Origin of the sequence: Streptomyces sp. NPDC093261, assembly GCF_044753645.1 — a bacterium.
Classification (GTDB): domain Bacteria; phylum Actinomycetota; class Actinomycetes; order Streptomycetales; family Streptomycetaceae; genus Streptomyces.
The window spans coordinates 1-26,934 of record NZ_JBIVNO010000008.1 but is presented as its reverse complement, the minus strand read 5'-3'; the positions used below and the strand labels follow the sequence as shown (position 1 = coordinate 26,934).

Below are 26,934 nucleotides of genomic sequence, written 5' to 3'. Positions count from 1 at the left end.
GCCGAGCCCTCGGAACGTCCTCCCGAAAGGAACCGACATGATCTTCAGTCGCTACGACGCGCGTGCTCTCCACGACGCGTTCGGCATCCGCATGAGCAGCATCGAGGGACTGGGCGTGGGGGCCGGCTGGGGGCGGGTCGCCCCGGGGCAGGCCTCCACCGGTCATCAGCACGACGAGACCGAGTTCTTCGTCATCGTGGCGGGCCGGGGCGAGTTCGTCGTGGACGGCCGCAGGCACCCCGCCGAGCCTGGCACGCTGGCCCTCTTCGAACCCTTCGAGACCCATGTCCTGGAGAACACCGGCGACACCGACCTGATCTTCGTCACCCAGTACTGGCGTGACGCGGGCCGCGCCCTGACGTCCGCCGACAACGCGGAGCGCCGGGCCTTCGGCGACCGCCCGGTGTTCGTCTTCTCCACGCCGCCGACGCCCAACGGCGACCTCCACCTCGGCCATCTGTCCGGCCCGTACCTCGGCGCCGACGCCTTCGTCCGCTTCCAGCGCATGAACGGCACCGAGGCCTGGCACCTCACCGGCAGCGACGACTACCAGAGCTATGTGGTGGGCGCCGCCCGCCGGGAGGGCCGGGAGCCCGCCGAGACCGCCGCGCACTACAGCGCCGAGATCGCCCGCACCCTCGACCTGATGGACATCAGGCCCGACCAGTACACCGTCACCGACGCGGAGCCCGGCTACCGGGACGGGCTGCGCGACTTCTTCTCCCGTGTGGTCGCCTCCGGCTGGGCCACCGTCACCGAGAGCGACGCGCTCTTCGACGCCGAGAGCGGACAGTACCTCTACGAGGTCGACGTCAAGGGCGGCTGCCCCGGATGCGGCTCGGGCACCAGCGGCAACATCTGCGAGGAGTGCGGCGAGCCCAACACCGTGGCGGACCTGGCCGAGCCCCGCTCCGCCGGCTCCGCCGCCGAGCCGCGGCGAGCCCCGCTGGCCCGCTACTCGCTGCCGCTGCACGTGTTCCGCGAGGAGGTCGCCGCCCACCACCGTCTCGGCCGCGTCCCGGCCCGGCTGCGCGAGCTCGGCGACCGGCTCTTCGCCCGCCCCGCCCTGGACATCCCCCTCACCCACCCCTCCTCGTGGGGCGTCGCGCCCGCGGAGACGGACGTCGACGGGCAGGTCATCTGGGTCTGGCCCGAGATGTCCTACGGCTTCCTGCACGGCATCCAGTCCCTGGGAGTGCGGCTGGGGCGCGACTGGAAGGCCGCCGAGCCCGGCCAGGACTGGAAGATCGTCCACTTCTTCGGCTACGACAACAGCTTCTACCACTCCGTGCTCTACCCGGTGCTCTACCGGCTGGCCCACCCCGGCTGGCAGCCGGACATCGACTACCACGTCAACGAGTTCTATCTGCTGGAAGGCAGCAAGTTCTCGACGAGCCGGCGTCACGCCATCTGGGGCAAGGAGATCCTCACCCCCGACTCCGTCGACGCCGTGCGCTACTTCCTCTCCCGGACCCGGCCCGAGGGCGAGCGCACCAACTTCCGGCGCGCGGACTACGCCAGGACGCTCGACGAGACCCTGATCGGCACCTGGCAGCGCTGGCTGCACGACCTGGGCGCGCGGGTCGCCAAGCACTACGACGGCAAGGCGCCCGACGCCGGCAACTGGACGCCGGAGCACTCGGCGTTCCTCGCCCGGCTCGGCGCCCGCCTCGCCGGCGTGGGCGGCAGCCTGCGCGCGGACGGCTTCTCGCTGAACCAGGCCGCGGCCGAGCTCCACGGGCTGGTCGAGGACACGGTCCGCTTCTCCGCCCTCGAGGGGCTCACCGCCCAGAGCACCGACTGGCAGCACGAGGCCCGCACCGCCATCGCGCTGGAACTGGCCGCGGCCCGGCTGCTCGCCCATGTCGCCACGCCGGTGATGCCCCGCTTCGCCGGCCGGCTGGCCGCCGCGCTCGGTCTGCCGGAGCCCACCACCTGGCCCCAGACGGTCGAACTGGTCGCGCCGGGCACGGAGATCCGGCTCGCCGAGACCGTGTTCTTCAAGCCGGCCGACACATCCGGCACGGGCGCACGGCCGGCCGAGGAGGCACCGGGGGAGGGGGAGCGGTGACACACGACACGCTGGGCCGCATCGTCTCCTGCGAGCCGGGGGACGGGCACATCCGCGTCGCCAGCCTGCTGGGCACCCGGACCCTCACCCTGCGCGAGCTGTACCGCCGCTCCGGCCGGGTGGCCCGGTGGCTGCTGGAGCAGGGGATCCGCCCCGGCGACCGGATCGGCATCCTCGCGGCCAACAGTCTGGAATGGGTCCTGCTGGACCTCGCGGCGCTGCGGCTCAAGGCCGAGACCGCCGGGTTCGAGCCGGGCAAGTTCGCGCCCACCACCGATCTGATGGACCGTTACGGCATCCGGCTGCTCTTCACCGACCGGCCGGCCCAGCCGGCCGGTATGGTCCCCATCGGCGAGGTGGCCCAGGTGTCGGAGCGGGCGGACCTGGACGGGCCGTCGCTGCCGCCGGTGACCTGGGGTCCGAAGGACGTCACCACCATCAAGTTCACCTCCGGCAGTACGGGTGAGCCCAAGGGGCTCGGTGCCACCGCGGGCAGCATCGACAGCTCGCTGCGGGCGGTGCAGGAGATCTTCGAACACGGCCCGGGCGACGACCTGTTCGTATTCCTGCCGCTCTCCCTGCTCCAGCAGCGCTACTGGGTGTACTCGGCGCTTCTGCACGGCCACGACATCACCGTCAGCACCTACGAGGCCGCGTTCGCGGCGCTGCGCCGGGTGCGGCCGACCGTGGTGATGGGCGTGCCGGCCTTCTACGAGACCGCCAAGCGGCAGATCCAGGCCAGGATGCGCGGGGACGGCGACGGCCGGACCGCGGGGCAGGCCGCGCGGGCCGTCTTCGGCGACCGCATCCGCTATCTGTGGACCGGATCGGCGCCCGCGGCCTCCAGCGTGCTGCGGTTCTTCACCGAGGCGGGGCTGCCCATCTACGAGGGCTACGGGCTCAACGAGACCTGCATCGTCACCAAGAACCACCCCAAGGCGCACCGCGACGGCAGCGTCGGCAGGGTGCTGCCCGGCAAGGAGGTGCTGATCGGCGAGGACGGTGTCGTCAGCGTCCGCAGCGAGCATCCGGTCAACGACCACTACGCCTACTGCCGGCCGGGCGACTCCGAGCGGGTGTTCGCCCCGGATGGCACCGTTCGCACCGGCGACCTCGGCTATCTCGACGAGGACGGATTCCTGTTCATCCGCGGCCGGGCCGACGACGTGATCGTCCTGGACAACGGCAAGAAGGTGATCGTCCGGCCGATCGAGGAGGACATGAAGGCCGATCCGGCCATCGCCGAGTGCGTCCTGTTCTGCCCGGCCCAGACCGAGCTGGTGGCCGTGGTCTCCCCGGCCACCGACCCCGCCGACGAGAGGGCGATCGCCGCCCGCCTCGCCCGGACCAACGCCTCACGCGCCGCCGACGAGCGGATCGGCCGCGCCATCGTCGCGGACCCCCCGTTCTCCATCGACAACGGCCTGCTCACCTCGCAGTACAAGCCGAAGCGAGGACGGATCCTCGACGCCTACCACGACGCCGTCCACGACCCCGAGGAGGGAATCCATGCTGTCTGAATCCACGCTGCCCGAGATGGAGAGCGCCGCCCGCCGGCAGCTTGCCGCCGTACTGACCCATGACATCGCGCCGGCGGCCCTCGATCTCGACGCCGACATGGCCGGTTCCTACGCCCTGACGTCCTTGAACAAGGTCCTTTTCCTCACGGAGCTGTGCGAGGCTACCGGCGTCGACCTCGCCCACTTCACCGAGGACGACCTCGACCGGATGCGAACCCTGCGTGACGTCGTAGAAGCACTGGCCCGACACTCGACCGAGGGATCCTGACACATGACCTGGGCACAGAAGGCGGCAGCCGTCCTGGAGAACGACCATGTACGCCTTCACCCGGTGACGGAGGCCGACCGCCAGGGGATCCAGGCGGTCGCCATGGACCCGGACATCTGGCGCTACTTCGTCTCCCGCGTGGAGAACGAGGCCGACTTCAAGGTCTTCTTCGACACCTGCCTGGCCGACCAGGCGGCCGGGCGCCGGATCGTGTTCGTCGTCACCGACAAGGCCTCCGGCCGGATCGCCGGCAGCATGTGCTACGGCAATCTCGCCGAGGCGGACGCCCGGCTGGAGATCGGCTGGTCCTGGCTGGGCCGCGACTTCCGTGGCAAGGGCGTCAACCGGTGGGTGAAGTACCTGCTCCTGGAGCATGCCTTCGAGCGACTGGGCGCGGAGCGGGTCGAGTTCAAGACGGACGTGCTCAACGAGCAGGCGAGACGAGGGCTGCGCAACATCGGCGCGACCGAGGAGGGCGTCCTGCGGAGCTTCAACTACATGCCCGGCGGGCGCCGTCGGGACGCCGTCTTCTACAGCGTCCTGCGCGCCGAGTGGCCCGGGGTGAAGGAACACCTCCTGACCGGCGGGGTGTGACGAAGGGGGAGCCGCACATGATCGACGGTCTGTTGCTCCGTAGGTTCCTTCGCGTCCACGCGCGCCGGATCGGCTACCGCTCGGCCGCGACAGGCTATGCCGCGCTCGTCGACCAGACCGAGTACGAGCATGCGCGGCTCTCCGACACGGAACTGGTCAGGGCGGTGCACGGCTCGTACACCGGCTGGATGGGCGGACGCCGGGCGGTCGGGGTCATGGGCCGTCTCGGGCGCCTGGCGCCCCGCGCGGCGGCCCGGACCCTCACCCTGGTGACACCGCACCTGTTCCGCTGGCTCGTCGGCCCGATCCGGCGCACGGGCCCGACCGAACTGGTGGTGGAGCGGTGCAGGTTTCTCGACGGCACCTCGCCGGAGATCTGCCTGCGCGTCTGCAAGGGCCCCACGCAGAGCTTCTTCACCGAAACCCTCCACATCCCCACGACGCTCACCCCCGACCTCCAACGGTCCCTGTGCCGCGTCTCGTTCACCCCGGCTCGGCGCCGGGCCCGGTGACCCGCGCCTCGCCGCTCCCACCGGCGGGGCGCGGCGGGCCAACAGGCGTACGCCGCTTCCCAGGAGCGGCGCGGCCGCCGGACGGGGGCGGTGTCCTGGGCGCGCGGGGTCGACGTGATCACGGGGGCATGCCTGACACTTCCCGACGCGGTCTTCTCGCCGTCCTCGTGGCCTCGGCCGCGTCCGTGCCGCTCAGCGGGCTGGCCGCGGGACCGGCGCGTGCCGCCGGCGCTGCCGCCGTCACCGTGCCGCCCTTCCCCGGTCCGGCGGGTCTGAGTTCCGCCCGTTCCTCGGTGACTCTGCCCCCGCTGGACGCCTCCTACTTCATGCCGGTGACGCTCGGCACCCCGCTCACCGCCACGGTGCTGCCCGGGACCCCGGCCCGCACCGAGGTCACCTCGGCGGCCGGCGCGTCGCCCTGCTGACCCACGGTGCCCGGACGGTCGTCGTGCCCGGTCCGCAACGGACGTTCGCCGAGAACAAGCGGCCCTTCGTGGACGACTTCCAGCGCACCCTGCCGGATGTGTCCCTGCCGGTCGCCAACCGACAGTACCGGGGGGCCTCACCCGGGGGCGGAAGCTGGTCCACCCTCGGGCCGGCGGACACCGACTACGCGGTCGTCCCGGGTGCCGGCGTGATCAGCCTGACGACCGACTTCGCCAGCCGTCATGCCACGCTCAGGGACGACGACATCACGGATGTCGATGTGCGCTGCGTGGCTCGCTTCGACAAGGTGCCCACCGGGCAGGCGTGTTCGTTCGCCCTGTCCTTCGGCTACCAGGACACCCACAACAGTTACCGGGCCCGGCTGTCGTTCCTCACCACCGGCGCGGTCGAACTGCGGGTGGAGAAGGAGGTCTCCGACACCGTCACCCAGCTGGCCTCGGCCCTGACCCTTGCCGCCGGCGTGCCCGCGGGCTCCGACTGGACGATACGGGTGCGCCGGAAAGGCTCCCGTATCCAGGCGAAGGCCTGGCGCGCGGGCTCGGCCGAGCCGTCCGCGTGGTCCGTCGACGTCACCGACTCCACCTTCGCCAAGGGCCGGGTGGGCGTGCGCGCCCTGGCCAACAACGGCTGCACCAACCTGCCCGTCAAGCTCTCCGCGAGCAGCTTCGAGGTGGACGCCGCGAACTGGGAGGCTCCGCCGACCGTCACCCACGGCGACTGGGTGCGCGTCCTTCCCCAGCCGTTCGACGGCACCTGGAACGACCGACTGGAGCAGACGATCCGCGCCTGGGCCGGTTCCACGGCTCCGGATGTCCTCGCGTATGCCGCGATGTTCCTCGGCGGCGCCCCCGCCGTGAGCGCCGGTTCGGGGCCCGCGCAGGGCAAGCAGGTGCTGGGGGAGGCCGGTTACGGCTATCCGGATCCGCAGGGCTACCGCTACGAGGGCGCCGACTTCCACGAGTACATGGACGTGGGCTGGACCTTCGACGACGGCATCCACACCGGGCCCTCGAGCAGACAGGTGGGCAATCTCGACTGCTCCGGCTACACCCGCATGGTGTACGGCTACCACATGGGCGTGCCCATGGCCGCGGCGCAGGACACCTCCAAGGAGCGGCTGCCGCGCAAGTCCCGCGATATGGCCGACTACGCGCCCGGGGGTGCTGATCGACCGGACCGACGGCACCAACCCGCCCGCCGCCGCCCTGCTTCAGCCCGGTGACCTGGTGCTGTTCAACGCCGACTCCGGTGACGACAATCCGACCGTCACGGTCGACCACGTGGGCATCTGTCTGGGCCGGGACACGACGGGCAGGCGCCGGTTCCTCTCCAGCCGCAAGACGGTCAACGGGCCCACGATGTCCGACCTCGGCGGCGCCTCGGTGCTGGACGGCACGGGTACGTACGCCAAGAAGCTGCACACGGTGCACCGCGTCTGACAGCCGCCGGGCCGGGGGAGCCGCCGTGTGCGACGGCCCCCCGGCACAGGGGGACATGCTCAGGAGGGCTTCGCCGCCGACACCGCGGTCACGGTCACCTTGTTGTCGCATTCGGCGAACTCGCCGTCGGCCAGGGCAACCTGGTGCGCCCCGGCGCCCGGCAGTCCCACCACCAGGGTCGGGTACACGACGGGCTTCGACCCCGACACGCAGTAGCCGTCGGCCTCGCCCTGGACCTGGACGAAGGTCAGCTTCGCCCATGCCTTGCCGCCCGGCGCCATCCGCACCGGCGAGGCCGTGCCCGTGCGGGTCACCGACAGCGGGAGGCTGTGCTGCGGGGAGCCGTTGCCCGCCCCCGCCACCGTCGGATGGCCCTCCAGGACGCAGGGGTGCCCGGTGACGTTGGTGAACTCGACGATCACCGCTCCGGTTCCCGTACCCGACGGGCGATGGGCAGCCGGGTACACGGCCGCGTTCAGGGCGCTCGCCGTACAGGCCTTCGCCGTGCTCCCCGGGGTTTTCACCGCCGGGGAGGTGACGGCCGCGGGCGCCGCCGGGACGCCCGTACCGGAAGCCCCCGGCGCCGTACCGGAACCCCCCGGAGCCGCGGAGCCCGGCGCGCCTGACGACGCCACCGTGCTCGACACGTTTGAGGACGCCCTCGACGGCGCCCCGGACGCCGGCCCGGCGGCCTTCGGCCCACCACCGGGCTGGCACGCGGTCACCAGCAGCGCGGTCGCGACCGCGGCCGTCGCCAGCGCGGCTCTGCGGTGAGTTTTCCCGTACGGCATGACATCCCCCGACTTTCGGATCGTGCGGATACCGGTCGTGCACCGGCACTCGCCGGTTCAGACGGGGCTGTCGGACAGCGGGTTCGCCGCCCGGCCGGCTGTCACACGGCGGTGACAAGATCCGGGTCGCCCTGTCGCAATCACCGCCGGTCCGGGCCGGCCACCGTGTCCGGTGCGGTGGGATGACCGGGTGGTTCCCGCCGGCTCCGCACCGGTTGACGTAGCGTCATCTCCGGTGGTTCAGTGGCTCAGCCACTCAACCACTCATCCGCCTGGGGCCCAGATGGAACCACTGCCACGCGAGACGATCGTCGACGCTCTGGAAAAGCGGCTGCGCGAGGACATCCTCGACGGACGCCATCCGGCCGGAAGCTATCTGCCGCCCGAACGCGAACTGGCAGACGGGTTCGGCGTCACCCGCACCTCGCTCAAGCACGCCTTCGGGCGGCTGGTGCACGCCGGGCTGCTGGAGACGCGGCACGGCGTCGGGACCCGCGTACGTGACTTTCTGCGCCTCGGCGGGGCGGACCTCCTGCCCATGCTGGTACGCCACAGTCCGGACTGGATCGGTGAGATCTTCGAAGTCCGCCGCAGCGTCGGCGCGTTGATCGCAGAGCGTGCCGCGGCCGGTGCCACGGCCCCGCAGATCGCCGAACTGCGCGCCCTGCTGGCGGCCGTCGGGGAGGCGGCCGGCGGTGACGCCGCGCAGCTCGCGGACGCCGAGGTGCACCGGGCGCTCGCCCGCGCCACCGGCAACCGGGTGTATGTGCTGCTGACCAACACCCTGTTCAACGCGTATCTGCCCGTGCGTGCGGCGCTGGTCGGCCCCTTCCGGGATTCCCGGGCCGCGCGGGACCGGCTGGCGCCGGTGGTCGAGGCCGTGGCCGCCGGCGACCAGGCGGCGGCCCGCACGGCAGCGGGCGACTATCTGTCCGCCACGGAACGCATCATGCTCGAAGGGCTGGCACACACCGGCGGACGCCGGGACGGTGTCCGGTGACCTCGCGCGGAACGGTCTTCGAGGAGACCATGCTGGGCCGTGTGCGCCTCGTCGCCGAGGACAGCGACCTGCCGATGCGGATCGATCTGTCGGTCCGGGCCGACCGTGTGCTGCTGCCGCACCGTACGACACGGGCGCGGCTGACCGGCCGCGTGCGGATCGCGGGACGGGCCGACGACCCGGAGGCCGTCGGGCAGTTGGAGATCTCGCCCCTGGCCCGCCGCAGGATCCGCTACCGGATCACCTTCGCCCTGGAGGGCCGGCGCCTGACACTGGACGGCTGGAAGTCGGTGTCCCCCCGGCGCCCGATCGCCTCGCTGACCGTGTTGCCGTACACCCTGTACGAGGACGGCGAGCGCATCGGTGACGGCACCCTGCGCTTCCCCATCGGCACCGGGCTGCTGCCGTTCCTCACCAGCTTCCGGTTTCCCCGCGCCGGCGTGCCCGACGCCGACCGCCATCACGCGTCACGCTGGGACGGCACACCGGGGCGGACCGAGGTCTGGTACACCACTGTGACCGACCCGGCGACCGGCAGCGGGGTGTGGCTGCACCATGAACTGGTCGCGCCCACCGACGGCTCCGGCGCCTACGCGCACGGGTGGGCCGCCGTCTTCCCGAAGGACGGACCCGTCGAGCACGCGACCTTCGGCCCCGTCCCCTGGGAGGCGGGCCCCGACGGCTTCACCGCCGAGGGCATCAGCGCCGTCCCCGGCCGGCTCACCGGCTCCGCAGGCCCCTTCGCCTGGGCACTCACCGAGACACCCGAGGGCCCGCCCCTGCACACCTTCCCCCGCTGGTCATGGCGCCGACCCCGGCTGCCGGCCGCGCAGATGCTGCCCGCCACCCGCGCCCGCTACACCGGCATGGTGCGGTACGGCACCGGTGAACTGTCCCTGGACGGCGCGCCCGGCGCGAGCGCCCGTATCTACGGCCACGGCAACGCCCGCCGCTGGGCCTGGCTCCACGCGGACCTGGGCGGCGGCGACATCCTGGAGATCATCGCCGCGGTCTCCATGCGCCGGGGACTCGACCGGCTGCCCCCGCTCGTCTTCCTGCGCCTGCACCGCGACGGCCGCACCTGGCCCCGGCGAGTGGAGCGCTCCGCCGTGGGCTGGGCGGGTGTCGGCCGGTTCCGCGCGGACATCGGCCTGCCGGAGTGGCGGGTGGAAGGCCGCGCGGGCCGGCGCCGCATACGGGTGACGGTGACCCAGCCGCCCGAGCGGACGCTGGCACTCGACTACACCGATCCGGACGGCTCCCTCGCGGTCTGCCGCAACAGCGAGACGGCGGACGCGGTCATCCGCGTGGACCGCTGGTGGGGCGGCTGGCGGCCGGAGGCCACATGGCGGCTGTCCGGCACCGCCCACGCGGAGGTCGGTGGGCGATGAGGCATCCAGCACCGCAGGCATGGACGGGACTTGTGGCGGCGTTCCTCGCGGACGACGGCACCGCCGGCTGGGCACGGGCAGTGCCGGCGCGGCTCGACACCCTCCTCGGCGCCATGCCCGCACCGGCAAGGACGGCGGTGCGCGGCGCGGCCGCGGCGATCGACGCCTACACCGTGGCCCGCGCCGGGGGGCGGCTGTCCGGCCTCAGCCCCGCGCAGCGCGAGGACATCATGGCCTCGCTCGCCTCCCACCGGGCCCTGCTGCCCCTCCTGGACGCGGTGAAGGTACCGCTGCTGCTCGCGGCCGGTACCGAACGGACCCTGCGGCACGGGGGGGGTGTCCACCCGGTCCGCGGACTCCGCGCCCGACGATCCGCCGCTCGACTGCACGCCCTCCGCCCACTGGCCCACGCGGTCCACAGCGGACGCCGTCGTCATCGGATCCGGCGCCGGCGGGGCCATGGCGGCGAGAACACTCGCCCGCGCGGGGCTGAGCGTGGTCGTCCTCGAGGAAGGCGAGCACCACACCACCGCGTCGTTCGCGCGACGGGCCCCGCTCGACCGCTTCGGCGACCTCTACCGGGACGGCGGGGCGACGATCGCCGTCGGCAATCCGCCGCTGGTCCTGCCGGTGGGCCGCGCGGTCGGCGGCACCACCGTCGTCAACTCCGGGACCTGCTACCGGACACCGGGCCACGTCCTCACCCGCTGGCTGCGTCGCCATGGCTTCGCGGCCGTCGAGGGCTTCGACGCCCACCTCGACGAGGTCGAGCGCACCCTGAAGGTGGCGCCCCAGCCCGCGGACGTCCTCGGCACCAACGGGCTGCTCGCGCTGGCCGGGGCACGGCGGCTCGGCTGGGCCGCGTCACCCCTCAGCCGCAACGCTCCGGGCTGCGTGGGCTCCTGCCAGTGTGTGGTCGGCTGCCCCACCGGAGCCAAACAGAGCGTCCAGCTCTCCGTGCTTCCCCAGGCCTGTGCGGCCGGCGCCCGTATCGTGACGAGCGCGCGTGTGCGGCGGATCCTCACCGACCCCGACCGGCCCGGCGGTCCACGGGCCGCGGGGGTGCTGGTGCGGCGCCCGGACGGCAGTGAACTGGAGATCCTCAGCCCGCTGGTCGTGGTCGCCGCCGGCGCCCTCCAGACCCCGCCGCTGCTGCGCCGTTCCGGCCTCGGCCGGCACCACCGGCTCGGCCGCAACCTCAGCGTGCACCCGGCCCTCAGTGTCGCGGGCCGCTTCAGCCGGCCCGTCACCAGCTGGAAGGGCGTGCTCCAGAGCGTCGGGGTCGAACACCTGCGCGCCGACGGTATCCTCATCGAAGCCACCGCGGCGCCCCCGGGCATGAGCTCCTTCGTGCTGCCCGGCGTGGGACGCGAGCTGCGCCGTGAACTGGAGGGAGCGGAGCGGCTGGCCACCATCGGCGCCATGATCGCCGACCGCCCCTCGGGCCGCGTCCACGGCCGGAACCGCACTCTGGTCCGCTACGACCTGGCACCGGACGACGCCGGTCGCCTGCTGCGCGCCCAACGAGCCATGGGGGAGCTGCTGTTCGCCGCGGGCGCCGAGGAAGTGCTCACCGGAGTGCCGCACGCCCCGCGCGCTCGCACCCCCGCCCAGTTGGAGGCGCTGCTCGACACGGTGACCGCGAGCCGCCTCCATGTCTCCGCCTTCCACCCCACGGGCACGGCCGCCGCCGGCAGTGACCCCGAGCGCTCACCGGCCGACCCGGACGGGCACCTGCGTGGCATCCGGGGTGTGCTGATCGCCGACGGTTCCGTGCTGCCCAGCTGTCCGGAGGTGAATCCCCAGCTGAGCATCATGGCGGCGGCCCTGGCCGTCACCCAGCGCGTCGTGGCCGAGTCCCCGTGACATCCGTGGGGGACGGCCGGCAGCGGGGCACCGGCCGCACCGCCGAGGGCGCGACGGCGGTCGGCCTCATGGGCCCCCGGGCTGTCGGGCAGCCCGCGTCAGCCGTCCCGGTGGGCCGCTCCCGCCTTCTGCTCCAGATGTGCCGCGTTGGTTTGGGACGACTATGGAAGGAGGCAGAGCGGCCACCGAGGCACGGCACAGGCCGTGACCCACTGGAAGAGGGGAATCGGTGCATGGGGACGACGGACTCCTTCCGGCCCGGCCGGCGCCCGTCGCCGGAGGGCCCCGCCGCGCCGCCCAGTGGCCTGCTCGACCTGCTGAGCGTTGCCGCGGTGGTGCTGGACTCGAAGGGCCGGGTGGTCTTCTGGAGCCCTCACGCTGAGGAACTGTTCGGTTACACGGCGGCGGAGGCGCTGGGCCGGTTCGCGGCGCGGCTGATGGTCCACGAGGAACACTGGGACGAGGTGGTCCGCCTGTTCGGCACGGTCATGGAGTCCGGCGCCGACTGGGCCGGGGCCTTCCCGATCCGGCACAAGGACGGCAGCACGCGCCTGGTGGAGTTCCGCAATATGCGGCTGCTGGACGACCTGGGCGACACCTACGCGCTGGGCCTCGCCGCCGACCAGGCCACCGTCGCGCGGGTCGAGCGGGACGTCGCCCTGTCCACCCGCCTCGTGTCCCAGTCCCCGATCGGGCTGGCCGTGCTGGACACGCACCTTCGGTTCCTCACCGTGAACCCGGCTCTGGAGCGCATCGTCGGCCTGCCCGCCGCCGCGCAGCTCGGCAGACCGATCCACGAGGTGCTGGCGTTCCTCGACCTCGCGGACGTCGAGGAACGCCTCCTTCGTGTTCTCGACACCGGGGAGCCGGTGGTCGACCTTCACATCGTGTGCCATCCCCCGGCCGACCCGGACCATGAGCACGCCTGGTCCGTCTCGCACTTCCGGCTGGAGGACTCGGGCGGCCGGGTGCTGGGCATAGCCTTTTCCGTCGTTGACATCACCGAGCGTCACCGGGTGGCCACGGAGGCGGCCCATGCCCGTCAGCGACTGGCCCTGATCGCGAGTGCCTCGGCGTCCGTGGGCACCACCCTCGACCTGGAGACCACGGCGCGCGAGCTCGTCGATGTCGTCGTGCCGGTCCTCGCCGATGTGGCCACGGTGAATGTGCTCGACAGCGCTCTTACCGGCCGGCCCGCACCGCCCGCGGGGCCCGCCCGCTTCCAAGTCCTCGCCGTCGGCGCGGCCCGCCCCGAGGAAGCCTTCCACCCGGAGGACCGGCCCGGGCCGGGCGTCACCTATGAGAGCGACCACCTGATCACGCGCTGCGTACAGACCCGCCGGCCGGTTCTGCTGCCGCACACCACCCCCTCGGACCTGCCGCGCATCGCACGCCACCCCCGCGCCGCAGCTCGCCTCGCCGCGGCCGGACTGCACTCCTGTCTGGCCGTCCCCCTCGTGGCCCGCGGTGAAGTCCTCGGCGCGCTCGCCCTCAAGCGCACCCACCACCCGGCCCCCTTCGACGAGGACGACGTGTTCCTCGCCGCCGAGCTGGCCGCGCGCGCCGCCGTCTGCATCGACAACGCCCGTGGGTACCAGGCCCAGCGCCACGCGGCCCTCACCCTCCAGCGCAGTCTGCTCCCCGAACTCCCGTCCAGGCGGCCCGGCCTGGAGGTCGCCTGGCGCTATCAGCCCGCCGGCGCCGCCAGTGAGATCGGCGGAGACTGGTTCGACGCCATACCCCTGCACGGGGACAAGACCGCCCTGGTCGTCGGGGACGTGATGGGCAGCGGGATCAACGCCGCCGCCACCATGGGTCAACTCCGCAGCGCCACACGCGCCTTCGCCGAACTCGACCTGGCACCCGCCGAGGCCCTCCACCATCTCGACCATCTGAGCGAGGGCATGGGACGGGCCATCACCACCTGCCTCTACTGCGTCTACGATCCTCATCGCGGCCAGTGCGAGATCTCCCTCGCCGGCCATCTGCCACCGGTCCTGATGCGCCCCGGCCACCCGGCGCGACTGCTCACCCTGCCCCCCGGCGTGCCCCTGGGCGTGGGAGGGATCCCCTTCGACACCACCACCATCGTCTTCCGTCCCGGTGACCAGCTCGTCCTCTACACCGACGGTCTGGTCGAAACCCGGAGCGACCCCATCGACGTCCGCCTGAACACCCTCCTCGACGCCCTCACCGCCACCCGGTACGAGGACTTGGAGGAGACCTGCGACCGTCTGCTGGCGATCCTCCGCCCGCCGGGCGGCGAGGACGACGTCGCCCTGCTCATCGCCCGGGCGCGGGCCTGATCCCGCGCCGCACGTCCCCGAGGGCACCTCCCGTGAGGGAACCCGGCCGCGGACAGCCGTCGGCCACGCGCCGCGCGCCCGGAGGTGTTTGCCGTCGGCCCGAGCGGTAACGCGATGTCCATGAGTGAACCGAACAGCGGAACAAGCCAGAAGACCGACAGCAGGCGGGCGCCCGCGGCCAAGGCCAGGCGCACCGCGGACAAGGCCACCGCTCCGGCCTCACGGGCCGCGAAGAAGGCCGCTGCCACGACGGGTGACGCGGCGTCGGCGGCGAAGTCCGGCGCCGAGCGCTCGGCGGAGTCGGCGTCCGGGGCCGTGCACGCCGCGGCCAAGGGCGTGGAAGTGGGCCGCCAGGCGATCATCGCGACCTCGGGCCAGGTCGCGGCGACGGCCAAGACGGCCTGGACGGTCATCGCCCACCGAAAGCTCGTCGCCGCGGGCGTCGGGGCCGGTCTGACCGCGCTGAGCGCCGCGTCGTACGCGGTGGGCCGCCGCGCGGGGAACCGTCCCCAGGGCCCTCTGACCCGGCTCACCGGCGGGCGGATCTGACACGCACCGGCAGGAGTGGCCTCGCGCGGTGCCTCGGAACGCGTCGAGGCCGGCGAGGCGTCCGGCCGCGGCCCGGCGGCCGGTGGCCCGAGGGCCGGGTCGTGGCCACGGAATGCGCGGCGACGACCCGGCCGGCACCGGTCCGGTCTCAGCGCAGATTGCCCAGGCGGGCGTCCTGCCACAGGTCCACGCCGCCCTCGGTGGCGTACTTGTCGATCTCGGCCAGCTCCTCGCTGCTGAAGTCGGGGTTCTCCAGCGCGGCGACGTTCTGCTCCAGCTGTTCGACACGGGAGGCGCCGATGACGAGCGAGGTGACCCGCTCGTCCCGCAGGGCCCAGGCAAGGGCCATCTGAGCGAGGGTCTGCCCCCGGCGTGCCGCGATGTCGTTGAGGGCGCGCAGCCGGTGCAGCATGTCCTCCGACAGCCAGGCGGTGTCGAACGACGTGCCCTGCGCGGCACGCGAGCCCTCGGGGATGCCGTCGAGGTAGCGGCCGGTCAGCAGGCCCTGAGCCAGCGCCGTGAAGCCGATGACCCCGAAACCCTCCTCCTGGGCGGCGTCGAGCAGACCCTCGGTCTCGATCCAGCGGTTGACCATGCTGTAGGACGGCTGGTGGATGAGGAGCGGGGTGCCCAGCTCCCGGAGGATGGCGACCGCCTCACGGGTGCGCTGGGTGTCGTAGGAGGAGATGCCGACATAGAGGGCCTTGCCCTGGCGGACGGCGGCGTCGAGCGCGCCCATCGTCTCCTCGAGCGGGGTGGTGGCGTCGAGGCGGTGGGAGTAGAAGATGTCCACGTACTCCAGCCCCATGCGGCGCAGCGACTGGTCGAGCGAGGAGAGCAGGTACTTCCGGGAGCCGCCGCCCTGGCCGTAGGGCCCCGGCCACATGTCCCAGCCGGCCTTGGTGGAGATCACCAGTTCGTCCCGGTACGGCGCGAGGTCCTGCTTCATCAGCCGCCCGAAGTTGATCTCCGCGGAGCCGTAGGGCGGGCCGTAGTTGTTGGCGAGGTCGTGGTGGGTGATGCCGAGGTCGAAGGCGCGCAGCGCGATCTCGCGTTGTGTCTCGAACGGCCTGTCGTCCCCGAAGTTGTGCCAGTAGCCGAGGGACAGGACGGGAAGGTCGAGCCCTGAGCGCCCGGTGCGGCGGTAGCGCATGGTGCCGTTGTAACGCTCAGGATCCGCGACGTGGTTCATCGGGTGATCTCCGGATGGTTCGGTGAGGGGTGCCCCGCCGGAAGACAGGGGACGTGCCCACACTGCCTCCGCGTGATCCTGAAGTCCAATAGCTCCTTTTCATCGGATTCAGCGGAGTCGCTTCTGAATCGCTCCGCGACCCCGGGTCAGTGGGTCAGAGCCTTGTGCAGGGTGGGATAGCACTCGATGACCGTGTCGAGGCCGACGATCTGCATCACCCGCCTCACGGGCTCGGTGAGATTGGCCAGGCGCAGCCAGCCGCAGGCGCGATGGGCCGCGTGATGGGCGGCGATGAAGGCGTTGACGCCACTGGAGTCCATGAAGGTGACGGCGTCGAGGTCCACCACGGTGTGCCGCGGACCGGAGCCGCCGGCGGGAATCAGAATCCGGCGGAGCCCGTCGGCGGTGTCGTGGTCGATCTCACCGCGCAGGGTGATGACGCGGATGCCCTCGACGGTCGTACGGACGATCGACAGCCGGGCGGAACCGGCTGGTCCTGCGATCTCTGTCACGCTTCCCCCACCGGCAGTCGGTGACGCTCTCGGCCAGTCCTTCCGTGCGGAAGGCTGCCCTGGATGCGGCGGGGAATGCTCTCCGCGTGAAGTCTGTTCGGGCCTGTGGGGCGTGCGCGGCCCGGCTTCGGGTAGACGCCGGGGGTGAACGGGGTGGCAGAGGCGGTCCGCATGGATGTGTTTCCGCAGGGCGAGAGCCGTACGAGGCCGGACGACGGCCTCATCCGGACCACGATCGCGCTGGATGGCGGCGGCGCGTGCATCGCCGAGGCGCGGCATCTCACCGCGGCATTCCTGGCCCGGGTCCAGGCGGAACATGGGATTCCCGTGTCCGTCCGGGCGATGGACCTCACCCAGCTCGTGGTGAGTGAGCTGGTCACCAATGCCCGCAAGTACGCTCCCGGTCCCGTGCTGCTGGAGCTGCGGGTCGTCGGCGCCGCGGTGGACGTGATGGTGTGGGACAGCGACCCGGTGCTGCCGGTGGCCCAGGCGCCGGATCCGGGGAGAGTGGGCCGGCACGGCCTGGAGATCGTGAGGGCCGTCGCCCAACGGTTCGAGGTGCGGCGGGAACCGGGCGGCAAACGCGTCAGCGCCCGCATGGCCCTGTGGGACGACCCGGACGGTCCGCCGGCTGGACACCCTCCCCTGTAGCGGCGGCCGGCAGGCGCGGGATCGCAGGTCACGGTGGGGTGACACGGGGGGCGAGGATGCTGGCCTGGACCCCGGAGAGTCCGTCGAGGGAATGGCCGCGGGTCTCGACGCGGAAGACGAGGGTGATGAGGAATCCGCAGGCACAGGCCGCCGCCACCGCGTAGAGCAGTGCGGCCTCCCCGATGCCTGCCGGTATCACCGGGAAGAGGAAGGTGCCGAGGGCCGCGCCCAGTTTGCCGCAGCCGGCCGCGAAGCCATGTCCTGCCGCGCGCATCTCGGACGGGAACACCTCGGCGGGCAGGGCGAACGTGGTGGCGTTGGGCCCCAGGTTCATAAAGGTGTTGAACAGCCCGAAGCCCAGCATCACCGGCACGAGATGGGCCTTGGCTCCGCCGGACAGCTGGGTGCTCATCTGCTGGGTTTTTTCGCGATACTGGCTATCGTGAATGTATGAAACGGACCTCATTCTCCGGCTGGCCCTGTTCCATCGCGCGGACCATCGATCTGCTCGGTGACCACTGGACGCCCCTGATCCTGCGCGAGGCCTTCTACGGGATCCGTCGCTTCGACGACTTCCAGCAGGAGTTGGGCATCGCCCGCAACACCTTGACCGACCGGCTGAACCGGCTGGTGGACGAGGGGGTCATGGAGAAGCGGCTCTACCAGAGCGAGCCGCGGCGCTACGAGTATCTGCCGACGGAGAAGGGGCGGGATCTCTTCGCCGTGCTCGCCGCGATGTCGCGGTGGGGCGACCGCTGGCTGGCGGGGGAGGAGGGCGTCCCCGTGGTGCTCCACCATGACGTGTGCGGTCATGACACCCAGGCCGAGGTGGTGTGCGCCGCGTGTCACAAGCCGCTGGAGGCCGAGGACACCTCGATGCGGATGGGGCCCGGCTATCCGGAACGCCTGAAGCGGCGGCCGGATGTGCGGCGACGGTTCGGCCTTGCCTGAGTGATCGCGAGCGCGTGGTCTCTTGACATGTGAGTCTCATAAAGCAACTCTGGTGCTCAAAGCCCCTAATGCGGAGGAGGTTGACCGACTTGGAGTGGACGGGCGCGCGCTACGCGGACAAACCCACCCTCGAGGTGAGTACCTGGATCGACGCCCCACCGGAACGGGTGTGGGACCTGGTCCGCGACATCACGCTGATGCCGGCCATGAGCGATGAACTCCAGTCGGTCGAATGGCTCGACGGTGCCACCGGACCCGCGGTGGGGGCCAGATTCCTCGGCCGCAGCAAGCACGAGGCGTTCGGGGAGTGGGAGACGACCTCGCATGTCGTCGAGTACGAGCCGGGGCGGGTGCTCGCCTGGGCGGTGGAGGACCCGGCCCATCCGTCCGCGGTCTGGCGCTTCCGGCTCCGGCCCAAGGACGGTGGGACCGAGTTGTCGCAGTGGATGCAACTCGGCCCGGGCCGCTCCGGTCTGTCGGTGGCGATCGACCGGATGCCGGATAAGGAACAGAAGATCGTATTTGTGCGGCTCCGTGAGTTCGAGGATGCCATCACCTCCACTCTGGGGAAGATCAAGGAGAGGGCGGAGGCCTGATGCGCACTGCCACAACGATCGAGGCGTCCGGCGGCGCATCGTGGTCGGAGCCGGCCGACTTCGTCGTCGAGGCCGAGAAACTGGGCCTGGACATCTGCTGGGTGGCGGAGGCTTGGGGCTCGGACGCGCCCTCCGCACTCGGCTACTACGCCGCGCTCACCGACCGCGTGCTGCTGGGATCCGGTGTCATGCAGCTCGGCACGCGCACCCCGGCGGCCGTGGCGCAGACCGCGATCACGCTGTCCAACCTGTCCGGCGGGCGGTTCCTGCTCGGCCTGGGTGCCTCCGGTCCGCAGGTGATCGAGGGCCTGCACGGGGTCCCGTTCGCCCGGCCGCTCAGGCGTATGCGCGAGACCGTGGAGATCGTCCGGCAAGTACTCGAGGGCGGCAAACTCTCGTACGGGGGATCGGAGTTCCATATTCCGCTGCCCGGCGGCGACGGCATCCCGATGCGGCTGTCGACGCGGGCGGAACACGAGATCCCCATCTACCTGGCCGCACTGTCGCCGGCCATGCTGCGACTGACCGGTGAGGTCGCCGACGGCTGGCTGGGGACCAGCTTCGTACCCGAAGGCGCGGCCGACGCCTACTTCGCCCACCTGGACGAAGGCCTGGACCGCAGCGGGCGCACCCGTGCGGATCTCGACATCTGCCAGGGCGCCGAGGTCGCCTTCGCCCCTGACGAGGAGGCACTCCGCCAGATGATCGCCCGGCGGAAGAAGGAACTGGCCTTCAGCCTGGGCGGCATGGGTACGGCGTCCACCAACTTCTACAACAACGCCTACAGCCGCCAGGGCTGGGCCGAGGTCGCCGCCGAGGTCCGCGCACGCTGGCAGGCCGGCGACCGGGACGGTGCGACGGGCCTGGTGACCGACGAGATGGTGCTGGGCACGACGCTGATCGGTACCGAGTCCATGGTGCGGCGGCGGCTGAGGACATGGCGTGACGCCGGCGTGGACACCGTCCGCCTCTACCCGGCAGGGGAGACGCTGGAAGCCCGGCTCACCACGCTGGCGCGGGCGATCGAACTGGTACGGGAGGTCGACAGCGCGCCCTGACCGCTGCCGTGTGTGCGGTGTCCGCCGGCCACGCGGGCCGGCGCGCTCGCGGCCCGCTCCGGCGCCTCCAAGTGACGCCTGTGCCTCGCGGGCCGCGAGTGTGGCCGCGGCCTGCACGCCCCTCGGCATGCACGCCCTCGACGATGTCTCACCAGAGCGGCGGTGACGCCCCCTCAACGGGCCTCCTGGTGGACCTGTGCGCCCAGTCGGCGGTGGCGCCGCCGGCAGGTGAGGAGCCCGCGGGCGGTCTCTTCCTCCCCGTGAGCGCACGGTCGTTGAGAGTCCACGGGGACCCCTCCGCGATCGTCTTCGGCCATGCGGAGATCACGCGGAAACAGCCCGGCGGCGTCACCGCGGACGTTCTCACCGTGGACCTCGCCGGTGGAGACACTGCTCACCCACCGGCGGACCGCCACCGGCGTCCTGCCCGGCGCACCGGCACGCTGGATCCTGCCCAACGTCCGCACTACCACGTTCTTGGCGGGCCTGCTGGGCGGCCACGAGGACCATGGCACCACACCCACGCCCGGCGAGCCCCCACCACCGCACCCAACTCCGCTCCCGGCTGGCGGTCCTCGACTCCTCGCTCGCCACCGGCCTGGCCCACAGGATGGGCCTGGACCTGTCGTGACCGGACGGGGGAGAGGAACACCGGGACCCTGCACCGCCGGGCCGTCGGGACGCCGAGTCCCGGGGCGCAGGACGGGCCGGCCGTGCGGCACATGGCGTGGCCGGTGATGCCGGTGACTGCCCGTACACTCGGCAGTCGCCCATACGGTTGTAAAACCCGCCTAGAGGAAGGTGCCGTTGCACGTGTTCCAGGATGCCCCGATCTATCACCGGCTCGTAGCAGAGCGCGGTGACGTGCCCGCGCGAGTTCGCGACGCGGCCGAGAGCATACGTCGCGAGCTGGAGGGAGTCATGCGAACGGGGCAGCCACCCGGCCCTTCCCGGCAGGATCTGTTCGCTCCCCCCGCACACCTACGGCCGAACTCCGCGCTTCCCCCCGGCTCGCTGCCGCAGTGACGCCGCACCGCCGCTCATCGCTCCCGCACGGCAGGTGACGAGGGCGGTGCTTGCCGGCCCGACGGCTCCGCAGGCGCCGCCCCGCCCCGGTTCACCGGAGCCTCCTGAGGGTTCCCGTCGCCCCACGGCACACTGGGTGTGTGAACGAAGAGGTCGGATCTCTGCACGAGCGACTTGCGCGGTTGGAGCAACTGCTCACCGCGGCCCAGAGGAAGCCCGCCGAGCCGGCCTGGCGTCGGCCTACGTCCCGTGAGTCGCGCTGGGCCGTCAGCGCGGCGGTGCTCGGCGCGGTCGCCCTGCAACTGCTGCTCCCCGAGCGGTTGGCCTTCCATCCGGAATGGCTGCTGCCCGCGCTGGAACTGCTTCTGCTGGTCCTGCTCTTCCCGGGCCCCCGGGCGCGGAAGAGACGGACGACCTCACTGCTGCGCGGCGGCGGGCTGACGCTGGCCGGCACCGTCAGCGTGGCCAACGGCTGGTCCGCGGTGCTCCTGATCCGGGGCCTGGTGCGCGGTTCCGAGGGAAGCGACGCGAGGACGCTGCTGACGGCGGCGGCGGCCATCTGGCTGACCAACGTCATCGTCTTCGCTCTCTGGTACTGGGAGTGGGACCGGGGCGGACCCGTGGCCCGTGCCGAGGGCATCGCCGACTATCCGGACTTCCTCTTCCCCCAGATGCAGAGCAGGGAACTGACGCAGGCGGACTGGGAGCCGGCGTTCGCCGACTACCTGTATGTTTCCTTCACCAACGCCACCGCCTTCAGCCCCACCGACACCATGCCGCTGTCCCGCTGGGCGAAGCTGCTGATGGGGGTACAGGCGTTGATCTCCTTGCTCATCCTGGCCCTGGTGGTCGCGCGTTCGGTGAACATCTTCGGCGGGTGAACGGCCGTGCCGGACCCCGGCCGCCGGAGTGAGGAGCCGGCCGGCCCCCGAACGCGCGGCTGCCGGGGTCGGGTCCGTAGCCCTCACGGCCGGGTCTGCCTCCAAGTGCTCATGGTCAACCCCATGCGGCCGGGACGCACCGTCCGGACCGACCCCACGGCGGGGCCGCTCGGGTGTCCTGGGACCGCCTTGGGCGGCGATGGCCGCGGGTGGGACGTGGCAGGGGTGGCGGGTGCGGCAGGCAGCGTGGGCGTCTTCGGCGCCAGGGGCACGGCGGGCACCGCGGGTGCGGTCGGGACGGCGGGCTTCTTGTGCGGGGGAGGCGCGGTGGGCGTCGTGTGGGGAGGAGGCGCGGTGGGCTTCTTGTGCGGGGGAGGCGCGGTGGGCGCCCCGTGCGTGGTCGGTGCGGTGGGCGCCGTCGAGGCGCTGGGTGTGGCGGTGCTCCGGGGGCGGACGGGGATGCTCAGGTGGGCGAAGACGACGGTGTTGGACAGGTACTCGTGGGCGGCCCGATTGTAGGCACCGCCACAGGTGATGAGGCGCAGTTGGGGCGTGGGAGCGTCGGCGTAGACCCGTTCGTCGGGGAAGTGGGCCTTGCTGAAGGTCTCGACGGAGTCGACCTGGAAGCGGGCCGTGGTGCCGTCGGCGCGGGTGATGTCGATGGTGCTGCCGGGTTTGAGGAAGCGCAGGAAGACGAAGACGGCGGGACCGGTGGTGGTGTCGACATGGCCGGCCACGATCGCCGTGCCTCGTTCACCGGGTGAGGCACCGTCCTTGAACCAGCCCGCGAGGTTCCGGTTGTCCGCGGGCGGCGGCTTCAGATGTCCCGAGGCGTCCAGGGACAGGTCGGTGAAGGGGGCGTCGACCCCGATCTGGGGAATGACGATCCGTTTCGGTGCCGACCGGGGCAGCGTCTGCAGGACGGAGGGCACGGTCGTGCGGGGAGCGGGCTGGACCGGAGGGAGGGCCGCGGGCGGCGGACCGGCCGCCGGCTGGAGAGCGGCCGCGGGCGGGGTCGGGGGTTTGGGATCGGCGGGGGGCGCCAGCGAGTGGTGGATGAGCAGGCCGCCCAGCGCGACGGCCGCGGCCGGCCACAGCAGGGCGCGGTTGGCGGTACGGGCGGGTGCGGCGGAGGGCTGGGCCGTCGGGGCCGGCGGTGAGGGGGTCATGGCAGCGCGCCTGTTCATCAGCGGGGGCGGCGGTCAGGCACCGGCGGGTCGACCGCCGGTCGGCACGGGCACCGGCACCCGAAGCGGCAGGACGGCCGCGGGTGCTGTCGCCGTTTCCCGAAGCGACAGCAGCCCGCGACCGCGACCGCACGACTGCCGGTGGGGGTCAGCCGGTCACGCTCCCGCGATGCCGGAGGCGTTGCGGCGGCGCAGCATGTAGGCGCCCGCCCCGAGGCCGCCGAGCAGCAGGATCCATCCTGCCGCCAGGCCGGTGCTGCTGCTGGTCTGGGCCAGGGCGCCGCCGCCGGCGTGGACGCCGCCGCGAGGCGCCTGCTGGGCCTGCTGGCCGGCTTCCTGCCCGCCTCCCTGCCTGCCTCCCTGCTGGCCGGCTTCCTGGCCGCCTGCCTCGTGGTGGCGGCCGCCCTGCCAGCCGTGCTCGCCCTGCTGGCCGTGCTCGCCGTGCTCGGAGTTGCCGTCCTCGCCGCCGCCCTGGGACTGGGCGTCGCTGTCAGCCTCGGGCCCGCCCTGCGCGTCCTCCTGAGGCCCGCCACCCTGAGCGTCCTCCTGGGGTCCGCCCTGCGGGTCCTCCTGCGCGTCCTCGCCCTCCTCGTGGTGCTTGCCCCCGTGCTTGTCACCGTGGTGGTCCCTGGCCAGGGCGAGGAACCCGCCGCCGGCGCGGACGCCGCCGCGGGGCGCCTGCCGGGCCTCCTGGCCGGCTTCCTGCCCGCCTGCCTGCTGGCCGGCTTCCTGGCCGCCTGCCTCGTGGTGGCGGCCGCCCTGCTCGCCGTGCTCGCCCTGCTCGGAGTTGCCGTCCTCGGCGCCGCCCTGGCCCTGGGCGTCGCTGTCGGCCTCGGATCCGCCCTGGGCCTCGCCCTGGGCGTCCTCGCCCTCGTCGTGGCGCTTGCCGCCGCGGTGGTCCCCACTGGGGTCGTGCTGATGGCTGCCGTACGAAGTACCGCCGTCCGCAACCCGAAGCCCGGCCGGCGACGTGGCGTGCGCGGCGGGAGCGGAAAACGCGACGGCCGCGGCAACTGCCGCGGAGGCGAACATGGTCCGGGTCACTCGCATGAGGTCGTCCTTTCGCCGCCGCCGCGAAGGCCGGCACCACGCCGGCACAGCGGAATCGCAGCAGCAACGTGATTACCCTCAACCCGACCCCCGCCTCGCACCCCTGAAGGACACGGAAAGGGAGCGAGCCCGTACTCCCTCCGAGTGCCTCCAGGACGAAAAGTAACCCGGTCGGCCCCATCCTCGATCAGCCAGATCGCCGTATGCGGCCATACAAGCGCCCCTGCCGTCAGGGACATGACGTAGACATACGTTCGATGACACCGTCTCAGGCCACCGGCGGCGGTCCCGAGTCGATGCGCACCGTCGCGCCGAGGCCCCACAGGATGGCGAGGGCCAGGGCGCACCCCGGCCCACCGTCATCGACATGAGTCGAGAACTCCGCGCAAAGCCCGCTGAAATGGCGCACACGACGTCGAACCTCCCACGAAATCAGAGGAATTGGAGCGCCCCGACGGCGGCGGCACACTCCCGAAGCGGGATCGAAGATCACGACGGCGTAGGTTGGGCACATGATGGAGGGGGCGAAGTCCATGACGGGGGCCGCGTCATCGGGTCGGGAAGCAGCGGGGCGGCGCCACGCCGCTCGGCGGATGAACCCGGCAGGAGGAGGGCTGGCCCGGTCATCCCTGCTGATGGCGCTCGGCACCGTCGTGTCCAGAGCCACGGGCCTCATCCGTCAGGTCTTACAGGCCACCGCGTTGGGCACGGGCCTGTTCGCCGGCACCTACAACACGGCGAACACCGTGCCGACCAGCTTGTACACCCTCTTGATCGGCGGTGCGCTCAATGCCGTCCTGGTGCCTCAGATGGTACGGGCCCGGGCCACGCATCCCGACGGCGGCCGGGCGTACGAGCAGCGTCTTGTGACCATGGTGGTCTCCGTGCTGGGCGTGGGGGCGGCGCTGGTGGTGTGGGCAGCGCCGCAGATCGTCGGCCTCTATATGCGGGACACCCCCCACAGTCACCAGGCGTTCCAACTCACGGTGGTCTTCGCCCGCTTCCTGCTGCCGCAGATCTTCTTCTACGGCGTGTTCAGCATCTACGGCCAAGTCCTCAACGCCCGTGAGAAGTTCGGGGCGATGATGGTGACTGTTTAGGGCTTTCAGGTGGTTGCAGGCAGCATCCAGGGCCGTCCGGCGAAGAGGTCGCGTAGGGCGGTGAGGGGGTTGATGCCGTGTTTGCGCACGGTGGAGATGTACGAGCGGATCCGGGCGAAGCGCCTCGCGCCGGTCAGTGTCCGCCAGGATCCGGAGATCTTCTGCTGCACCTTGATCATTCTGAGGTCGCGCTCGGCAGCGTTGTTGTCGAACGGGACCGTGAAGTCGACCATGTACCGCTGGTACTCCTCGGTGCGGTCCCTGAGCTGTTCGGCCAGGGCTCTGGCCTTGGAGCGGGGCCCGGTGCCGGGGTAGGGGTTGGCGGCGATACCGCACAACGTCGCCTGGCGGTATCGGCCTTGGAGGTCGGCGAGGACGCCGGCGGGCAGGGCGTCATGCCCGCCGGCCACGGCGTGGGCGACCGCGTCCTTGGCCTTCAGGAGTACGTCGATCATCGACTGGGCCCAGGCGGGGTCGCGGCGGGTGTCCTCGGTCACCGCGATCAGTTCGCGCAGCACGTGCGCGCCGCACAGGGCCTGGGCATTGCCGTAGATGGTGTAGGAGGCCAGGGCGTCGGTGACCAGGGTGCCGGTGAAGGCGGGCAGCACACCGAGGTCGTCCATCGCCTCCCGGCCGCGTTTGGCCTGGATGCCGTAGTAGGTGACCAGGTGGGTGCACATCACGTGCAGCCAGTGCAGCTTGCCCGCCACCCGGACCCCGGACTCGTCCGCGTGTGCGACGGGAGTCGCGGACAGGTGCTCCTTGACCTGCTCCTCGAAGTCGGCCAGGTGCTCGTGGGCGCGGCCCAGCACGGACAGCACGGTGCCGGTGGAGATCGGCAGGGCGAACAGGTTCTCCATCGCCTCGGCCAGGCGCTTGGCCGGGAGATGCTGGTAGGCCGACAGGTAAGCGATCACGGCGCGCACTCCCACCCTGTACACGACCTGGGCCGTCACCTGGTGCGGAGCCGTCGCCGAGGTGGTGTGCCCACAGTCGCAGACGGCCTGCTGCAGCCGGTGTTCGGTCACCTGGGGGCGGATCTCGGGCAGATCGAAGACCTGTCGGGCCCGATAGCCCGTGCTCACGGCCCCGGAAAGATCGTCGCCGCAGTCGCCGCAGGCGGCCGGATGATGATCGACTGTCACGTCGGGGTCGGCGACCAACTCCAGCCGGCTGCCCCGGTCGCCCTCGGCGCGGCCGGGCTTGCGGCCGGTGGCCTTCCGCAGCGACATCGGCGTCGGCTTCTTCCGCAAGCCGTCGCCGGAGGGCGGCTTGGGCGAGTTGTGCGAGTCGGTGGTCAACCGCCGCTTCAACTCCGCGATCTCGGCTTCCTGCTCAACGATCCGGGCTTCGAGCCGCTCGATCGTCGCGGCCTGGGCGGACACAAGAAGCTTCAACTGCCCGACCAGCGCGGCCAACTCCTCGTACGAGGGCGGCAGCGGGGGCGAGGTCACAAGATCAACCTACCGGACCGCCGCGATCAGGGATGAATGCATCTCAAGGCTGCTCTGACGTGCACTTTAGAGCGGACGTTTTTGCTGCTCGATGTACTGGCGGACGATCGCCAACGGTGCTCCGCCGCACGATGCGGAGAAATACGAGGGCGACCACAGGTGCCCGTGCATGATGGCGCGGTTGGTCCGGCCGGTGAACTCCTGCCGTATCCGGCGAGCGGAGACGCCCTTGAGGCTGTTGACCAGCTTCGAGACGGCGACCTTGGGCGGGTAGTGCACCAGGAGGTGGACGTGATCGAGTTCGCCGTTGAACTCCTTCAGCTCTGCTTCGAAGTCCTCGCAGACCTTGCGCATGATCTCTTCGCAGCGCGTCAGCATCTCGTCGTTGAACACCCCGCGCCGGTACTTCGTCACGAAGACCAAATGCACATGCATCGCCGAAACAACATGCCTGCCACGTCTATAATCGTTCCGACCATCCATGAGACCAATTGTAGTAGGATCTTGGTGTGCAGCTCCGCT

General features: G+C 71.7%; 28 protein-coding genes and 2 pseudogenes. 22 read left to right on the top strand and 8 right to left on the bottom strand.

Translation table 11 applies throughout. From position 1 onward, the window contains the following. Positions 1–37 precede the first annotated feature (37 nt). The 8 genes from ACIP94_RS18580 to ACIP94_RS18545 all read left to right on the top strand — a co-directional run bounded on the left by ACIP94_RS18580 (position 38) and on the right by ACIP94_RS18545 (position 6,851). A complete protein-coding gene (locus ACIP94_RS18580) occupies positions 38–2,071 on the top strand; it encodes a class I tRNA ligase family protein (protein ID WP_402426317.1) in 2,034 nt (677 codons plus the stop codon). Then, a complete protein-coding gene (locus ACIP94_RS18575) occupies positions 2,068–3,591 on the top strand; it encodes an AMP-binding protein (protein ID WP_402426315.1) in 1,524 nt (507 codons plus the stop codon). The genes ACIP94_RS18580 and ACIP94_RS18575 overlap by 4 nt, the downstream gene beginning before the upstream one ends. Then, positions 3,581–3,859: an acyl carrier protein gene (locus tag ACIP94_RS18570; RefSeq protein ID WP_402426313.1), complete on the top strand. Its 279-nt coding sequence runs from the start codon at positions 3,581–3,583 to the stop codon at positions 3,857–3,859. Before ACIP94_RS18575 ends, ACIP94_RS18570 begins: the two co-directional genes overlap by 11 nt. Positions 3,860–3,862: 3 nt before the next feature. After that, positions 3,863–4,453 carry a GNAT family N-acetyltransferase gene (locus ACIP94_RS18565; RefSeq protein WP_402426311.1) on the top strand — a complete coding sequence of 197 codons (591 nt, stop codon included), beginning with the start codon at positions 3,863–3,865 and terminating at the stop codon, positions 4,451–4,453. A gap of 17 nt (positions 4,454–4,470) precedes the next feature. Next, positions 4,471–4,965: a beta-carotene isomerase domain-containing protein gene (locus tag ACIP94_RS18560; protein ID WP_402426309.1), complete on the top strand. Its 495-nt coding sequence runs from the start codon at positions 4,471–4,473 to the stop codon at positions 4,963–4,965. Positions 4,966–5,093: 128 nt separating this feature from the next. Next, entirely contained in the window at positions 5,094–5,390 is a 297-nt protein-coding gene (locus ACIP94_RS18555) for a hypothetical protein (RefSeq protein WP_402426307.1), read from the top strand. Between the two features lie 23 nt (positions 5,391–5,413). Next, complete coding sequence (locus tag ACIP94_RS18550) at positions 5,414–6,634, top strand: hypothetical protein (RefSeq protein ID WP_402426305.1); 1,221 nt, start codon at positions 5,414–5,416, stop codon at positions 6,632–6,634. After that, a complete protein-coding gene (locus ACIP94_RS18545) occupies positions 6,573–6,851 on the top strand; it encodes a hypothetical protein (protein WP_402426303.1) in 279 nt (92 codons plus the stop codon). The genes ACIP94_RS18550 and ACIP94_RS18545 overlap by 62 nt, the downstream gene beginning before the upstream one ends. Before the next feature lie 59 nt (positions 6,852–6,910). Here the strand turns inward: ACIP94_RS18545 and ACIP94_RS18540 are convergent, their stop codons facing one another. Next, positions 6,911–7,318, bottom strand: a complete 408-nt coding sequence (locus ACIP94_RS18540; RefSeq protein WP_402426851.1) for a DUF4232 domain-containing protein — start codon at positions 7,316–7,318, stop codon at positions 6,911–6,913. Here ACIP94_RS18540 and ACIP94_RS18535 point away from each other — a divergent pair. The 6 genes from ACIP94_RS18535 (at position 7,257) to ACIP94_RS18510 (ending at position 14,754) form a co-directional block, all read left to right on the top strand. Further along, on the top strand, positions 7,257–7,625 hold the full coding sequence (locus ACIP94_RS18535; RefSeq protein ID WP_402426902.1) for a hypothetical protein: 369 nt from the start codon (positions 7,257–7,259) through the stop codon (positions 7,623–7,625). The genes ACIP94_RS18540 and ACIP94_RS18535 overlap by 62 nt on opposite strands. A 300-nt stretch (positions 7,626–7,925) precedes the next feature. Then, positions 7,926–8,642: a FadR/GntR family transcriptional regulator gene (locus tag ACIP94_RS18530; RefSeq protein ID WP_402426301.1), complete on the top strand. Its 717-nt coding sequence runs from the start codon at positions 7,926–7,928 to the stop codon at positions 8,640–8,642. Next, positions 8,639–10,033, top strand: a complete 1,395-nt coding sequence (locus tag ACIP94_RS18525) for a hypothetical protein (RefSeq protein ID WP_402426299.1) — start codon at positions 8,639–8,641, stop codon at positions 10,031–10,033. The genes ACIP94_RS18530 and ACIP94_RS18525 overlap by 4 nt, the downstream gene beginning before the upstream one ends. Positions 10,034–10,369: 336 nt before the next feature. Beyond that, positions 10,370–11,899 (top strand): GMC family oxidoreductase N-terminal domain-containing protein, encoded by a 1,530-nt coding sequence (locus ACIP94_RS18520; RefSeq protein WP_402426297.1) that lies wholly within the window; start codon positions 10,370–10,372, stop codon positions 11,897–11,899. Positions 11,900–12,132: 233 nt separating this feature from the next. Further along, positions 12,133–14,205, top strand: a complete 2,073-nt coding sequence (locus ACIP94_RS18515; RefSeq protein WP_402426295.1) for a SpoIIE family protein phosphatase — start codon at positions 12,133–12,135, stop codon at positions 14,203–14,205. 114 nt (positions 14,206–14,319) lie between these two features. After that, positions 14,320–14,754: a hypothetical protein gene (locus ACIP94_RS18510; protein ID WP_402426293.1), complete on the top strand. Its 435-nt coding sequence runs from the start codon at positions 14,320–14,322 to the stop codon at positions 14,752–14,754. A 148-nt stretch (positions 14,755–14,902) separates the two neighbouring features. Here ACIP94_RS18510 and mgrA read toward each other — a convergent pair whose 3' ends face one another. Continuing rightward, positions 14,903–15,946, bottom strand: a complete 1,044-nt coding sequence (gene mgrA, locus ACIP94_RS18505) for an L-glyceraldehyde 3-phosphate reductase (protein ID WP_402426291.1) — start codon at positions 15,944–15,946, stop codon at positions 14,903–14,905. Between the two features lie 146 nt (positions 15,947–16,092). Next, positions 16,093–16,458 carry an STAS domain-containing protein gene (locus tag ACIP94_RS18500; RefSeq protein WP_402426289.1) on the bottom strand — a complete coding sequence of 122 codons (366 nt, stop codon included), beginning with the start codon at positions 16,456–16,458 and terminating at the stop codon, positions 16,093–16,095. 171 nt (positions 16,459–16,629) lie between these two features. Between ACIP94_RS18500 and ACIP94_RS18495 the strand changes: the two genes are divergently transcribed. Further along, the gene (locus ACIP94_RS18495; RefSeq protein WP_402426287.1) at positions 16,630–17,109 is read left to right on the top strand and encodes an ATP-binding protein; all 480 of its coding nucleotides are present in this window, start codon (positions 16,630–16,632) and stop codon (positions 17,107–17,109) included. 28 nt (positions 17,110–17,137) lie between these two features. On the opposite strand, the gene ACIP94_RS18490 is transcribed toward ACIP94_RS18495, so the two are convergent. After that, positions 17,138–17,521 carry an MFS transporter gene (locus tag ACIP94_RS18490; protein WP_402426285.1) on the bottom strand — a complete coding sequence of 128 codons (384 nt, stop codon included), beginning with the start codon at positions 17,519–17,521 and terminating at the stop codon, positions 17,138–17,140. Between the two features lie 38 nt (positions 17,522–17,559). On the opposite strand from ACIP94_RS18490, the gene ACIP94_RS18485 reads away from it, so the two are divergent. The 6 genes from ACIP94_RS18485 to ACIP94_RS18460 all read left to right on the top strand — a co-directional run bounded on the left by ACIP94_RS18485 (position 17,560) and on the right by ACIP94_RS18460 (position 21,621). Beyond that, the gene (locus ACIP94_RS18485; RefSeq protein ID WP_402426283.1) at positions 17,560–18,060 is read left to right on the top strand and encodes a winged helix-turn-helix transcriptional regulator; all 501 of its coding nucleotides are present in this window, start codon (positions 17,560–17,562) and stop codon (positions 18,058–18,060) included. An 89-nt stretch (positions 18,061–18,149) separates the two neighbouring features. Further along, positions 18,150–18,656 (top strand): SRPBCC family protein, encoded by a 507-nt coding sequence (locus ACIP94_RS18480; protein ID WP_402426848.1) that lies wholly within the window; start codon positions 18,150–18,152, stop codon positions 18,654–18,656. Continuing rightward, positions 18,656–19,714 (top strand): LLM class flavin-dependent oxidoreductase, encoded by a 1,059-nt coding sequence (locus ACIP94_RS18475; RefSeq protein WP_402426281.1) that lies wholly within the window; start codon positions 18,656–18,658, stop codon positions 19,712–19,714. Before ACIP94_RS18480 ends, ACIP94_RS18475 begins: the two co-directional genes overlap by 1 nt. Positions 19,715–20,222: 508 nt before the next feature. Beyond that, the gene (locus ACIP94_RS18470) at positions 20,223–20,345 is read left to right on the top strand and encodes a hypothetical protein (protein WP_402426279.1); all 123 of its coding nucleotides are present in this window, start codon (positions 20,223–20,225) and stop codon (positions 20,343–20,345) included. A 182-nt stretch (positions 20,346–20,527) separates the two neighbouring features. After that, a complete protein-coding gene (locus ACIP94_RS18465; RefSeq protein ID WP_402426277.1) occupies positions 20,528–20,740 on the top strand; it encodes a hypothetical protein in 213 nt (70 codons plus the stop codon). Positions 20,741–20,880: 140 nt separating this feature from the next. Continuing rightward, entirely contained in the window at positions 20,881–21,621 is a 741-nt protein-coding gene (locus ACIP94_RS18460) for a hypothetical protein (protein WP_402426275.1), read from the top strand. A gap of 464 nt (positions 21,622–22,085) precedes the next feature. Here the strand turns inward: ACIP94_RS18460 and ACIP94_RS18455 are convergent. Next, positions 22,086–22,808: pseudogene (locus ACIP94_RS18455) on the bottom strand (class F sortase); the annotation flags it as partial. 156 nt (positions 22,809–22,964) lie between these two features. Then, entirely contained in the window at positions 22,965–23,858 is an 894-nt protein-coding gene (locus ACIP94_RS18450) for a hypothetical protein (RefSeq protein WP_402426273.1), read from the bottom strand. Between the two features lie 512 nt (positions 23,859–24,370). Between ACIP94_RS18450 and ACIP94_RS18445 the strand changes: the two are divergent. Further along, positions 24,371–24,952: pseudogene (locus ACIP94_RS18445) on the top strand (lipid II flippase MurJ); the annotation flags it as partial. An 11-nt stretch (positions 24,953–24,963) separates the two neighbouring features. Here ACIP94_RS18445 and tnpC read toward each other — a convergent pair. Continuing rightward, on the bottom strand, positions 24,964–26,412 hold the full coding sequence (gene tnpC, locus ACIP94_RS18440; protein ID WP_402426271.1) for an IS66 family transposase: 1,449 nt from the start codon (positions 26,410–26,412) through the stop codon (positions 24,964–24,966). Positions 26,413–26,478: 66 nt separating this feature from the next. After that, positions 26,479–26,895, bottom strand: coding sequence for an IS200/IS605 family transposase (gene tnpA, locus ACIP94_RS18435; RefSeq protein WP_402426269.1), 417 nt, complete (start codon positions 26,893–26,895; stop codon positions 26,479–26,481). Positions 26,896–26,934 lie beyond the last annotated feature (39 nt).

What these genes read in the sequence shown, in the direction of transcription:
- ACIP94_RS18495 (WP_402426287.1), top strand. Translation starts at nt 16,630, where the DNA reads ATGGATGTGTTTCCGCAGGGCGAGAGCCGTACGAGGCCGGACGACGGC.
- ACIP94_RS18580 (WP_402426317.1), top strand. Translation starts at nt 38, where the DNA reads ATGATCTTCAGTCGCTACGACGCGCGTGCTCTCCACGACGCGTTCGGC.
- tnpA (WP_402426269.1), bottom strand. Translation starts at nt 26,895, where the DNA reads ATGGATGGTCGGAACGATTATAGACGTGGCAGGCATGTTGTTTCGGCG.
- ACIP94_RS18560 (WP_402426309.1), top strand. Translation starts at nt 4,471, where the DNA reads ATGATCGACGGTCTGTTGCTCCGTAGGTTCCTTCGCGTCCACGCGCGC.
- ACIP94_RS18475 (WP_402426281.1), top strand. Translation starts at nt 18,656, where the DNA reads ATGCGCACTGCCACAACGATCGAGGCGTCCGGCGGCGCATCGTGGTCG.
- ACIP94_RS18485 (WP_402426283.1), top strand. Translation starts at nt 17,560, where the DNA reads ATGAAACGGACCTCATTCTCCGGCTGGCCCTGTTCCATCGCGCGGACC.
- ACIP94_RS18490 (WP_402426285.1), bottom strand. Translation starts at nt 17,521, where the DNA reads ATGAGCACCCAGCTGTCCGGCGGAGCCAAGGCCCATCTCGTGCCGGTG.
- ACIP94_RS18530 (WP_402426301.1), top strand. Translation starts at nt 7,926, where the DNA reads ATGGAACCACTGCCACGCGAGACGATCGTCGACGCTCTGGAAAAGCGG.
- ACIP94_RS18515 (WP_402426295.1), top strand. Translation starts at nt 12,133, where the DNA reads ATGGGGACGACGGACTCCTTCCGGCCCGGCCGGCGCCCGTCGCCGGAG.
- ACIP94_RS18570 (WP_402426313.1), top strand. Translation starts at nt 3,581, where the DNA reads ATGCTGTCTGAATCCACGCTGCCCGAGATGGAGAGCGCCGCCCGCCGG.
- mgrA (WP_402426291.1), bottom strand. Translation starts at nt 15,946, where the DNA reads ATGAACCACGTCGCGGATCCTGAGCGTTACAACGGCACCATGCGCTAC.
- ACIP94_RS18510 (WP_402426293.1), top strand. Translation starts at nt 14,320, where the DNA reads ATGTCCATGAGTGAACCGAACAGCGGAACAAGCCAGAAGACCGACAGC.
- ACIP94_RS18565 (WP_402426311.1), top strand. Translation starts at nt 3,863, where the DNA reads ATGACCTGGGCACAGAAGGCGGCAGCCGTCCTGGAGAACGACCATGTA.
- ACIP94_RS18555 (WP_402426307.1), top strand. Translation starts at nt 5,094, where the DNA reads ATGCCTGACACTTCCCGACGCGGTCTTCTCGCCGTCCTCGTGGCCTCG.
- ACIP94_RS18450 (WP_402426273.1), bottom strand. Translation starts at nt 23,858, where the DNA reads ATGCGAGTGACCCGGACCATGTTCGCCTCCGCGGCAGTTGCCGCGGCC.
- ACIP94_RS18470 (WP_402426279.1), top strand. Translation starts at nt 20,223, where the DNA reads ATGGCACCACACCCACGCCCGGCGAGCCCCCACCACCGCACCCAACTC.